This window comes from Nostoc sp., assembly GCF_036917375.1.
Taxonomy (GTDB): Bacteria; Cyanobacteriota; Cyanobacteriia; order Cyanobacteriales; family Nostocaceae; genus Nostoc.
The window spans coordinates 16747-29330 of record NZ_JBALDN010000083.1; the positions used below are offsets into that span (position 1 = coordinate 16747).

Here is a 12584-nt window from a genome sequence, read left to right on the forward strand (position 1 = left end):
AAAGATTACCAACAGGACACATTTAGTTTAAATCACAAAGGACATTCTAACGCCAAAGCTTATTTTCTAAATCGCGTAATTGACGCTCTAAACGGTCAATTCTACCTCTCAGCTCATCCACTTCTGACTGGCGAGCCACCCCCAAATCCTGCATCATATTTCGCATTTGCCGTTGCATTTGCACATCGAAGTTTCCCTGCTCCGACTTTAACTGCTGGGCAATATCATCTATTACCGCCTTGGCTTGTTCAGGATTGAGCTTACCGTCTTTGACTAAATCATCGCTGACTTGCCGCAATTTTTCTGCGACTATAGACGTTGTGCCAAGACCAACCATCATTAGCTGTTGCAACCAGTTGTTGTTATCCATACTCCCTTCCTTTTATCTTATTAACCAGCCGACCCTTGCTCCTGAGTTTAGGCAATCAAGCTTCTTAAAGCGTAGTTATTCTAGCCTACAGCTCTATTTTGGCAAATTGGCAAGCACAAGGATAAGGATCAAAGGGCGTGATTACACAACTCCTTAAGTTTGAGGTTGCCCAAATTTACCTATTTTGCGATGTCAGAGGCAATTCCCTATAAATTGCAAAGCTCACACTCACCCCTGGCGGTGAATGTGAGTAGTTCATGGGAAGATTTTATTTAGAAAGAGGCACAAATTTAGACAACAGCGATCGCTGAATATCTGAGATTGATGGTTAAAGGAGAAGTTAAATTTGTGTACGCCATTTCTGAAAAGCGATCTCGTAATCCTCTGATTTACTCTGATAAACACTCCACCAATGAAAAAATAATCCTAACCCCCATCCTAATACTGGGAAAATAGCCCAAAAATAACTAGGACTAGTGATTAAATTTAAAAGAATGAGGAATAAATTCACCGCTAGGAAAGAAACAAGGTGTGTCCAAAAGGCTCTGCGTCGGAAAGTATTAAATGTGTGTCGCGAACGTTCCTCTTCTTGTTGAGCCAGCCACTTTTGTTCAGTTGCTTCCAAAATATTAGAAGAAATACCTAACTCAGATGCCATTTCTAAAAGCTGTTCTCGTGAAAATTCACCTTTGTCTTTACGAGTGAGTGCTTTTTGCAAGATTTGTTCTACATCTTCGGAATCGTAAGTCATTTTAATTACCTTATAAGTTTGTGTGTAAATGCGCCTTTGATTTGACGAAATTATCGATGGGATTCGTTCAATTCAATTAGCAAATGCATCCACATTTTGCACCCAATACTTAGTGATATTCACAACACTATTATTTTCTCACAATTGATTTAGGGCTACTGTATTTGTCAATACCTCTATAATTGCTTTGTGAGAGCGATCGCTATTACGGCATTAAGCTCAAGATTGTCATTATGGAGTAAAAGAGGTTGGTAGCTCAAATCCAGGCAAAGATCCAACTATATATTGCTGCCTCAATCGAGTCAACATCACTGAAATCACTCTTTTGAATTTCCAAAAATATTAAATTTAATGGAAGATTTAAGATATCAGCAGAGGTGTACGCTACCTAGTAGTCTGTCAAGTTTGATTTGATCGGTTCGTAGTTTGTGCTTTAGCGTTAACTACAAACAATCCGTACCCTCAATTATTTCTTGGCAGACTACAAGTGGGAATGCGTCAATAGAGGACTCAATCAATGGGATATGTAATTGCTACTGCCAATATGAAAGGTGGCGTTGGTAAAACCACCCTCACCGTCAACTTAGCTACCTGTTTAGCTAAAAATCATGGCAAGCGGGTGCTGGTTCTTGATTTAGACAGCCAAATTAGTGCCACACTCAGTTTGATGTCGCCTTTAGATTTTGCCAAGCTTCGCAAACAAAGTAAGACATTTAGGTATCTGATAGACGAAGTTATCAATCCAGACCCCCAAGCAAAATTTAAAATTCAGGATATCATTCAATCCCAGGTTTGTAATCTTCCCGGACTAGATTTATTGCCGGGAGACATCGATTTATATGATGAATTTGTTGTTTCAGAAATGCTGCATCAGCAAGCAACTGCTTTGGGCGAACAGGACTTTGAAACGATTTGGAATCGCTTTGAAAGGGTCTTAATTAATAATATCTTAAAACCAGTACGTCAAGAATATGATTTTATTCTTCTCGATTGCGCCCCTGGCTATAATCTCTTGACTCGTAGCGCTTTAGCCGCCAGTGATTTCTACATACTTCCTGCCAAACCAGAACCATTATCTGTAGTGGGTATTCAACTGTTAGAAAGACGGATTGCCCAATTAAAAGATAGTCACGGACATGAAACCAAGATAGATATAAAAATGTTGGGAATTGTATTTAGCATGTCCAGCGCTAACCTGCTCACTGGCAGATACTATAAACAAGTAATGCACCGCGTTGTAGAAGATTTTGGTGTCGAAAAAATTTGTAAGGTGCAAATACCAGTTGATGTCAACGTTGCTAAGGCTGTTGATAGTTTTACACCTGCTGTTTTAAATGCTCCCCAATCAGCAGGTTCAAAAGCTTTCTTTCAATTAACTCAAGAATTGTTGCAAAAGCTATAGCTTTAGTTAATCATTGATGAACAACATGATTTCCGATTTATTAAATTAGAGATATAAATGTAAAGGCGTAGCATTCCTACGTCTTTACATGGGTTTCAGGCAATGAGTAATTTATTTTTGGAGATATCTATGTCTATTAAGTAGGTCACAAATCTAAACCTTTCAATTTTTATAAAGGTCTGAATCAAGAGAATTTATACTTACTCTGTGAGAAACAAGTTATATGAAATAAATCTCAAATCCCCAATTTAAAATTCTCTATTCAAGAAAACTCTTTAAGCATGAGGTCAATCTAAAATCTCAAATCCCCAATTCAGTAACAAATAAGTTATCCTTTTTTAAAGTTCAGCAGTTATACGGAAGCTATAATTGGTGAGATTCAGCTATTGAGTGAAAAGGTCAGTAAATTTCACTAAGAAACAATGGTTAGTAACGATTCTGCACGGGCGGAGAACAATCAGCACTTGCTAATGCGCCTACCACGGACTTTGAGTTATCTCGAAACCTGGGGCTTCGGGTTAACTGGTCATGTTGGATGGATTGGTACTGCCCCTATCATTCATGCAGCGTTAGGGCCGAAAGCTATCTTAGTTTGGTTTTTTGGCACGATTATTTCCTTTTTGCTTAACTTGCAGGTACAAAGTCTAGGTAGACATTGGTCAGATGTTGCCGGAGGAACACCAAACTATACCACAAGACTATTAAAAAAGTTTCCTGGCTTAGGCCGTTACGTAGCATTAGGATACTTTTTTAGCTGGGCAGCAGCACCTGCACTGTATGCAATTATTCTCACCAACCTAATTAAAGTCAATTTTGAAACATTAGGTATTTCTTGTCCAGAAACTTTATTAAAAATTTTATTTACAGCGATTCCTTTTATTTTAGCGTTCAGTGGCACCCGTGCTTTGGCGCTTCTACATTTATTTTTTGTATTACCAGCAATTTTATTACTGTTATTATTTTGTGTTCAAGGCATATTATGGTTAGCTTTCTCATCTGGTAATTTTAATTTTCTCCCAAATAGCACACATAGCCTGAGCTTTCAAGAATGGGCAAAATGGTTTTTTCTAGCTAGCTATTCAATTTATGCTTGTGAAACCACTTCTTCTTTTGTTGCTGATAGCCGCCACCCATATAAAACTTTAAAGTTTTTAACCCTAGCTGCTTGGTTAATTCCTCCGGTATTTCTAGGTGGTTCTTGGGTATTAATGTGTTCTACTCCAAATTCAACAATAGGTGAGGATGCGTTTTTAAATCTAGTAGAAGCTTCTAAACCTTTTTGGGGTGAATCTGCCCCTTTTCTAGTAACACTTCTAATTACTATATCTTGCCTTCTAAGTTCTGCTACAGCAGTTTCTAATTCTCCTCGGATATTATATCAGCTTGCCTTAGACAGACAGCTTTCTCCTATATTTGCATTAGTTTCCCGTCAAGGTGTTCTTGTTCCTGCTATTTTAGTTACCTTTCTACTCAGTTTGCTTTGTCTGAATTTGGGAAATATATCTCAACTTGTCACAGTAGCAGGCACCTGTTATCTCATGTCTATTATGGGTCTACATCTGGGATTATGGATGTGTCGTGGCAAACCACACGTGTTATGGCCTTGGTGGTCACTTGGTTTTTTCTTGGTAGAAGCGGTAGTTCTAATAGTCGGAGGTTTAGCTTGGAACTGGAGAGATTTCTTAGCAGGATTATTATTACCTATTATTTTGATGGTCGGAGACTTAGTGCTACGTCGCTTCAGATTTGCACCATTAGACCCAAATTGGTGGACACTGCGTTACGATACTAAGTCTAGTAGAAATAATCCAGATTTTGTAGTATTACAAGTGATTGTTTTAGTATCATTGATTTGTATTACTGCCACAATTAGTTGGGTTATTCGCGATTTTTTAGATAGACTTTCTAATCATCCTCAAAATTCGTTTCTAGCGATTTTATTAGTGACGCTTTCTTTTACAGGGGTTGCGATCGCTTGTTGGACAACCTTACCACAAATCATTGCTATTGATGAAGCACGCAAACAAGCAAGAAACCTATTTATCACTACTCTCGATACAGTTCCAGATACTGTTTTAGTATTAGATGAAGACGGAAATATTTCTCAGACAAATGCTGCTGCTGAAGAATTATTTCAAACAAGTATTCAGCAGTTGCTTGGGCAAAACTTGAATCAACTTCTAATATGCTATCGCGGCAAACCGGAGCAATGGTCTACTAGAAGTGAGCAAAGCTTGAAAATTAACCAAGGTTTGCGAATTGTTGAATCAACGATTTCCCAGCCATTTAATTCTCTGCTACGTGAGTATATTGTTATTGTCCGTGACATCACTAAACGGAAGCTAGCAGAAGAAGAATTAGTCCAGTATCGTTATCAACTTGAGCAGTTGGTGCTAGAACGCACTATTGAACTTATTAGGGTTAATCAACAACTTCAACAAGACATTGTTAAACGTCAAGAAGCACAAGAACAATTACTGCACAATAGTCTTCATGATGGCCTAACTGGATTACCTAATCAACGGTTATTTATGGAGCGGGTGCAGCAGGCAATAGAACAGTCTAAACAGCAAAGTAATTATTTATTTGCCGTACTCTTCTTAGACCTAGATCGCTTTAAAGTTGTTAATGACAGCCTTGGACATCTACTAGGAAATCAACTTTTGATTGCAATTTCTCATCGGCTCAAGTCAGTTCTGCGAGGCGAAGACATAGTAGCTCGTTTTGGCGGAGATGAGTTCACAATCTTAATTGAGGAAATTGAGGATATCAACACAGCGATACAGGTGGCCGAGCGAATTAAAAAGGTGCTAGCTTTGCCATTTCAATTAAATGAGCATCGGGTGTTTACGAATGTTAGTATTGGCATCGCTTTGAGTAGAGCAGATTATGAGCAAGCAGCGCAGATTTTACGCGATGCTGATGTGGCAATGTATTGTGCCAAATCACTTGGTAAGGCACGTTATGAGGTTTTTGATCCAAAGATGCACGAGGGTGCAGCTTTGCTCTTAGAGTTAGAAACTGCTCTGCGAAATGCGCTGCTCAAGCAAGAAGAATTTCGCCTTAATTACCAGCCAATTATTTCACTCACAACTGGCAAAATTATTGGATTTGAGGCGCTAATACGTTGGTATCATCCAGAACGAGGACTTATTTCTCCTCAAGATTTTATTCCCCTGGCTGAAGAAACTGGAATGATTGTGAGTATCGGGCAATGGGTGCTTTATGAAGCCTGTCACCAAATGCACAAATGGCATAAACAATTTCCTACCTCACAACCTTTGACGATTAGCGTAAATTTTTCTGGTAAACAAATTACGCAACCTGATGTGTTTAAACAAGTTAAACATATTTTACAGCAAACTGGACTAGAGCCATGCTGTTTGAAATTGGAGATTACTGAAAGCTTGTTGATGGATAATTTTGAATTAGCTACCACTGTGCTTTCTCAATTAACAGCGCTGAATGTTGAAATGCACATGGATGATTTTGGGACTGGCTATTCATCCTTAAGTTATCTACATCGCCTACCAATCAAAACCATCAAGATTGACCGTTCTTTTGTCACCAGTATAGGTAGTCGAGGAGAAAATTTAGAAATTATTCGAGCGATTGTGACATTAGCCCATAATTTAAATATGTCTGTAACAGCAGAAGGCATAGAAACTGTAGACCAATTAGCACAATTGAAGGATTTACAATGTGATTATGGGCAAGGGTATTTCTTCTTACCACCTATGGAACGGGCAGAAGTTGAAATACTACTTGCTGCTAACTTGTGCGGAAAAAACTTTTTAAAAAGATAAAATCTTGGGAGCAAATTCTTTTTAGAGAACTATCTTCTCAAACTGGACGTTCAATTTCACTTGACAATCTATTTATAGTGTAGCGCTGATTGTAGCTGGAAATTCTCTACGTTATCAACTAACCCTTCTTCTAACAAAAGCTCGTTAACAAAAATATCTATTTTGTGCCGATCGATATTTTGCATGACTACAATGTGTACCCAATTTTCATAAATCGCTAGCTGCCACTTTTTAATTAACCTTTGAGAAGGTTTTTGAAACACTACGGTATTGGAAAATTTATTGAGCATACATGGATATTCTCTGATTTTAAGTTGTTGAAAAAGATATTGAGCATTATCTATACAGGTTTTTGCTTCTTTAGCTAATCCATCATAACCTCTGGTTTTTATTGCATACCAGAGAATCAGAGGGGCATGACCGTTCCTAGAACCCAGAATGGTTGTATCTGATGAACCAATATATTCAATTTCTGTTTCAACTTTTTCTACCCATTTTTTCTTGGTTAAAACTACACCGCAAGGCAAAGGTGAACCAATGAATTTAGCAGAAATAGCTATACTATCTATGGGTTTTTGAAAGTTAACTTGTGGAGCGCCATCTAGAAAGGGTAATATTAATCCTGAAAGAGCGGCATCACAATGGATGTAGTAATCTTTAATTTGATTGCGTTCTAAGATTTCTAGAACTTTATCTAAGTTATCAATTGCGCCTTTGACAGTAGTCCCAATATTTAAATTGACGATCGCTGGACAATTACGATTTTCGCTAATGAGTTGTTCAAAATGTTCATAATTCATCTCTCCATTAATTTGTGAGTTAACAACATTGTGTTGGATACGGAATAATTTTGCCGCTTTTGGTATGGAGTAATGAGAGTCTTGTGATGAATAAAGAATGCCATTAGGATAGATTTCTCTTGCTAAGAATATTCCATATAAATTACCTTCAGTTCCGCCAGCAGTAACATAACCCCAAAACTGATTTTCTGGAATTTTATAAAGTTGGGCAAAAAAAGATAATACTTCTTGCTCAAACTTACGAGAATGTAGACCAAAATCTGGTTCAATATATGGATCTCCAGCATTATTTAATAGAAAATTGAAAAATTTGCCGATCGCACTGTAATCACAACTTAAATTATATGGATAGCCTGCATGAAGCTGCGATCGCTGTTCTATTTGCAATAGAAAATCAGTCAATTCCTTAGCAACTTTATTTGACATATCTTTGTATCTCTTAAATTTTGATTGAGTTAATGGATGTTTTAAACTAAATTACACGTATTAATCCATACCTTTAGATTTTCTTAAGGATGTATCTATTTAACGCCTTAAGAAAAGATAATACAGTGAAAACACTGACAAAGATTCAGTAATAATACCCAATTTTTTTTTGCTAAAGTATATTACATTTAGAACTTCTGCATAATACGAAATAACCAGAATGCGTATTACGTAAAATATTTTTTAAGTCGCTGACTCCAACCTAATTTAATTACATATTTAACTTTGTGCCCATTGCGTAATTTCTGGGAATGACTAGTACCGCAAGGCAGAAGTCAACTGATTTTGGATTTTAAATTTTGGATTTTGGATTGATTCCGACCACAAGGGACATCTGATTTTGGATTTTGGATTGACCTGAACCAAATAATCTAAAATCTAAAATTGGCGCGGCAAAAGCCAAAAGAATTATATTCCAAGCTCTTGCGCTATTTCAAATGGTACATTTATTTACGCCATGCTGTACTAGGCTATACAAGCAAAGTCCGCTTATGCGGACTTCATCAAGCTAAAAAGATATTTCCAGAAATTAAATAGGCGTTATATCATATCCGCCAAATTACCCATAATAAAAGAACCCCACCCCGCAGGTGGGGAGGGGTTAGGGGTGGGGTGATTCGGGTTTAACAAGTAATCAATCGGACATAATATTATCCAGAACCCTAATAGAGACTTAGCACTGCTCGTCTCTATATTCTTTTCCACTCCTACCGTGGGATTTTTGCTTTTAGAACTCTCCAGCTAAGGCTGCAACGCATCGTTCGCAAATTAAGGGATGTTCTGCTGATTCTCCCACATGAGTAGAGTAGTTCCAACAGCGATCGCATTTTTCCCCGTCTGCATTCGTTACCCCAATTCCCCAGTCTTCCGTCTGCGCTGTATATTTCAATCCTTGCAATCCCTCAGCAGAATCTAATAATTCCACTTGAGAAGTCAGCAATAAATACCGCAGTTCGTCAATCCCGTTACCCTTCACAGGGTTAAAGGCTTTGATAGCATCGCCTAACTGTTTGTGAGGTATGTGAATCAAAGCTTTCGCCTCTAGGGAAGAACCAATGAGTTTTTCTATCCTGGCTTGTTCCAACACCTTGTTAACATCGGTGCGGAGTTGTCGCAACGTTTCCCAAAATTCCGCTAAATCTGGATTACGCCATTTTTCCTCAACCTGCACCCAACCGGCTTCAAACACCGATTTGTAAGGTGTTTTGTATGGGAGATATTGCCAGATATCTTCGGCGGTGTGGGATAGTACTGGTGCGATCGCTCGTGCTAAATTATCTAAAGCTATTTTCAGCACCGTTTGACAACTGCGACGGCGGAAAGCATCTTTTGCACTGATGTACAGCCTATCTTTGGCCACATCTAAATAAAAGTTGGATAAATCCACCACGCAGAAATTCTGCACTGTTTGGAAAAAGCGGAAGAATTGGAAACTCTCAAAGGCTTCGGTAACTTCTTCAAATACTTCGGTGATGCGGTGCAGCATATAACGGTCAAGTTCTGGCAATTCCTCGAAGGGAACTGCATCTTTTTCCGGGTCAAAATCATCCAAGCTACCCAACAAAAACCGCGCCGTATTGCGAATTTTGCCTCTAACATCATTCATTTGCTTAATGATGTTTTTGCCAATGCGAACATCGCCGGAGTAGTCAACCGATGATACCCACAATCGCAATACATCTGCACCGTAAGGCGGTTCTACTTTTTGATTTTTTCCACCTTCAATGATTGTATTTGGATCGACCACATTTCCTTCTGACTTACTCATCTTTCGCCCTTGTTCGTCCAAAGCGAAGCCGTGAGTTAGCACAGTTTTGTAAGGCGCAATGTCATTTACCGCTACACTGGTGAGCAAGCTGGATTGAAACCAACCGCGATGTTGGTCGGAACCTTCCAAATATATGTCAGCAGGGTAGCGTAACTCTGGACGTTGTTGGACAACAGCCGCCCAAGATGAGCCAGAATCAAACCATACATCCATTGTGTCTGTACCTTTGCGGTAAGACTTGCCATTTTGGCGATAGGATTCGGGTAATAACTCCTCAACTGAAAGTTCCCACCAAGCATCGGAACCTTTTTCAGCGATAATTCCTTGGACATGGTTGATTGTTTCCTCATTCAGCAGTGGTTCTCCCGTCGCTTCATCGTAGAAAACGGGAATGGGTACACCCCAAGCACGTTGACGAGAGATACACCAATCGGAACGTTCCGCCACCATTGGCGTGATCCGATTTTCACCTTGGGCTGGAATCCATTTTACCGTGGCGATCGCTTTCAATGCTTCTTCTCTAAATCCTTCCACGGAAGCAAACCATTGTTCAGTGGCGCGGAAAATCGTTGGCTTTTTCGTCCGCCAATCATAAGGATACTTGTGGGGATATGGTTCTTCCTTCAACAAAGAACCAGCCGCATTTAATGCATCAATCACCGCCTGATTCCCATCACCCAGCACATTCAACCCCGCAAATTGTCCCGCTTCTTCGGTAAAATTGCCATTGTCATCTACTGGTGCAAGGATGGGCAAACCGTAACGTTGACCAACGATGTAATCTTCTTGACCATGACCGGGAGCAGTATGTACCAACCCCGTACCCGACTCAGTAGTGATGTAATCACCACCGACAACAATCGGACTTTCGCGGTCATATAGAGGATGACGGTAAGTAGTATGTTCTAAATCATTCCCCTTGAACGTGGCTTTTACAGTTAACTCAACTCCCAAGGTTGAAGATAAACGTTCGACTAAATCAGCAGCAACGATTAGGTATTTGAAATTACCCTGCGCCTCCCCTGTTGGGCGGGAAACTTCCACCACTGCATAATTTAAATCTGCATTTACTGCCACAGCCAAATTCCCTGGAATTGTCCAAGGTGTAGTCGTCCAGATAGCCACGCCCAAATCTGACTGATATTCCGCCAACAGTGGTTTTACAGTTTCAGCCAAACTTGTAACTGCAAAAGCTGCATAGATACTGCGGGAAACGTGACCTTCTGGATATTCCAACTCAGCTTCAGCCAAAGCAGTTTTAGAACTGGGACTCCAGTGAACCGGCTTCAAACCGCGATAGATGTAGCCTTTTAAGAACATCTGACCAAACACGCCAATTTGAGCCGCTTCATATTCCGGCTTCAGAGTTAGATAAGGATGTTCCCAATCACCCCAAATACCGTAGCGTTTAAAATTTTGGCGCTGGTCGTTTACCGTAGCTAGTCCAAATTCTTTCGCTTTCTGCCGCAGTTGTAAAGACGTTAAATTTTGCCGTTCTGCTGACTTCATGTTCTGCAAAACTTTTAACTCAATCGGTAAACCGTGACAATCCCAACCAGGGACGTAGCGAACTTTACGCCCTTGTAACATTTGGTAGCGGTTAATAATATCTTTGAGAATTTTATTTAAGGCATGACCAATATGGAGTGAGCCATTAGCGTAGGGAGGCCCATCGTGCAGTATAAATAATTCGCCGGGGTTATTTTCAAAGAGGCGATCGTAAATTTTATTTTCTTCCCAAAATTTTTGGATTTCAGGCTCGCGCTTGATGGCGTTTGCCCGCATATCAAAGTTAGTCTTGGGTAGGTTTACAGTATCTTTGTAACTTCCTGATTCGGTCACAGTCTCATGCCTAGAATTAGGTGTGCAGGTTTTATTAATTATAGAAGATAGCCTGAAAACCAAAATTCGCTATTTTATTTACCTTTATAAGGCTAGTACCGCAAGGCGGAAGTCAAAAATCAAAAGAATTGTATTCTAAACTCTTACCCCATTTGAAATGGTATGTTGATTTACGCCATTCTGTACTAGGGCGGGTTTTCATGTTCTCTTGTCCGCTCCTAATAAAAGTCAACCAGGCAACTAATCAGGAATTTTGCGGAGATTGAGAGTTAACCAACAGAAAGTAGTATACTTTTCTGGGTTCGCCTAAAGCTATCAAAAAGTTTCGTCTAAAAACCAAGAATTTTGGGGTTGCTCTAATGTTAAGTCCTGTTGTAACAGTCGGTATATTTCAAAAACAACCCGATCCTAAAGCATTTTCAGCAGGCCAAGTCATCTTTGAAGAAGGACAGTCTGGTGATAATATGTACGGCATTGTGGAAGGAGAGGTAGATATAGTAGTCAATGGCAAGGTTGTAGAAACCATTGAAACAGGCGAAGTTTTTGGTGCTGGCATACTTGTAGGGGTAAAAAATAGAAATTACACAGCTATTGCCAAGGTGGATACTAAACTAGGTTTCCTTGATGAAGAGGGGTTTCTCTTTGCTGTTCAGGAAACACCTATGTTTGCGATACAGGTGATGAAAAGCTACTCAGAGCGTTTAAGTCGTTTGCAGCGTATGGTCTAAATCACCTCAGTCGGCATAAGTTCCAAAACTAATCAGAATCTGCCACTAATTTTGCCTGCTTTTTTAGAAGGCCATAAATATATTCTCTCCCTTGGGGAGTTAGAAGTCAGTATTTAGAGAATTCTAGATGCTGGTTTTTGACTCCTGATTTATATAAAGTGAAAGGTGCAAGATTTACCGGAGTTAGCAATGGCGCGTAAACGCTTGATTATTGAGATGGGGATGGGAATAGATCAACACGGACAAGAACCGACTGTAGCAGCATCTAGGGCAGTACGTAATGCGATCGCTCACAATGCTTTACCTGGTGTTTGGGAGGTTGCAGGTTTGAGTCACCCCAATCAAATGATTATAGAAGTTCAGGTAGCAGTCCCATACCCAGAACAAGTTAGAGAAGAAGAAGTACTCGCTGTATTACCATTTGGGCGAAAAACCCTCACCGTAGAATCTGGGGGGATGATAGTTCAGGGGCGGGCGATTCCCGAACTCAATGATAAAAATGACGAAATGTTGATTGCGATCGCAGCTGTTACAGTTCTAATCGAAGATGAGTAGCTGAGGTAATTATTCTATAAACAAATCACTAAGTTATCAAGTTATTCGATCGCCGACTTCATTTGTGCAGGCGCGA

The 12584-nt window shown here is 39.6% G+C and carries 8 protein-coding genes; 4 read left to right on the plus strand and 4 right to left on the minus strand.

All coding sequences use genetic code 11. The features are described from left to right. Positions 1-46 precede the first annotated feature (46 nt). A complete protein-coding gene (locus tag V7K45_RS21660; RefSeq protein ID WP_094352173.1) occupies positions 47-370 on the minus strand; it encodes a phasin family protein in 324 nt (107 codons plus the stop codon). Positions 371-710: 340 nt separating this feature from the next. Next, complete coding sequence (locus V7K45_RS21665) at positions 711-1121, minus strand: 2TM domain-containing protein (RefSeq protein WP_335007063.1); 411 nt, start codon at positions 1119-1121, stop codon at positions 711-713. Between the two features lie 517 nt (positions 1122-1638). On the opposite strand from V7K45_RS21665, the gene V7K45_RS21670 reads away from it, so the two are divergent. Together V7K45_RS21670 and V7K45_RS21675 are read left to right on the plus strand one after the other, a co-directional pair. Next, positions 1639-2523 (plus strand): ParA family protein, encoded by an 885-nt coding sequence (locus tag V7K45_RS21670; RefSeq protein ID WP_335007064.1) that lies wholly within the window; start codon positions 1639-1641, stop codon positions 2521-2523. Positions 2524-2945: 422 nt separating this feature from the next. Next, positions 2946-6329 (plus strand): amino acid permease, encoded by a 3384-nt coding sequence (locus tag V7K45_RS21675; RefSeq protein ID WP_335007065.1) that lies wholly within the window; start codon positions 2946-2948, stop codon positions 6327-6329. Positions 6330-6397: 68 nt separating this feature from the next. On the opposite strand, the gene V7K45_RS21680 is transcribed toward V7K45_RS21675, so the two are convergent. Both V7K45_RS21680 and ileS read right to left on the minus strand, forming a co-directional pair. Then, entirely contained in the window at positions 6398-7555 is a 1158-nt protein-coding gene (locus V7K45_RS21680; protein WP_335007066.1) for a histidine decarboxylase, read from the minus strand. Between the two features lie 787 nt (positions 7556-8342). Beyond that, complete coding sequence (ileS, locus tag V7K45_RS21685) at positions 8343-11225, minus strand: isoleucine--tRNA ligase (RefSeq protein ID WP_335007067.1); 2883 nt, start codon at positions 11223-11225, stop codon at positions 8343-8345. 359 nt (positions 11226-11584) lie between these two features. On the opposite strand from ileS, the gene V7K45_RS21690 reads away from it, so the two are divergent. Next, a complete protein-coding gene (locus V7K45_RS21690) occupies positions 11585-11953 on the plus strand; it encodes a Crp/Fnr family transcriptional regulator (protein ID WP_335007068.1) in 369 nt (122 codons plus the stop codon). A 189-nt stretch (positions 11954-12142) separates the two neighbouring features. Continuing rightward, entirely contained in the window at positions 12143-12508 is a 366-nt protein-coding gene (locus V7K45_RS21695; RefSeq protein WP_099101269.1) for a Lin0512 family protein, read from the plus strand. The last annotated feature ends 76 nt before the right edge of the window (positions 12509-12584 follow it).

Coding starts and splice junctions, on each gene's coding strand:
- V7K45_RS21670 (WP_335007064.1), top strand. CDS start 1,639: ATGGGATATGTAATTGCTACTGCCAATATGAAAGGTGGCGTTGGTAAA.
- V7K45_RS21660 (WP_094352173.1), bottom strand. CDS start 370: ATGGATAACAACAACTGGTTGCAACAGCTAATGATGGTTGGTCTTGGC.
- V7K45_RS21690 (WP_335007068.1), top strand. CDS start 11,585: ATGTTAAGTCCTGTTGTAACAGTCGGTATATTTCAAAAACAACCCGAT.
- V7K45_RS21665 (WP_335007063.1), bottom strand. CDS start 1,121: ATGACTTACGATTCCGAAGATGTAGAACAAATCTTGCAAAAAGCACTC.
- V7K45_RS21695 (WP_099101269.1), top strand. CDS start 12,143: ATGGCGCGTAAACGCTTGATTATTGAGATGGGGATGGGAATAGATCAA.
- V7K45_RS21680 (WP_335007066.1), bottom strand. CDS start 7,555: ATGTCAAATAAAGTTGCTAAGGAATTGACTGATTTTCTATTGCAAATA.
- V7K45_RS21675 (WP_335007065.1), top strand. CDS start 2,946: ATGGTTAGTAACGATTCTGCACGGGCGGAGAACAATCAGCACTTGCTA.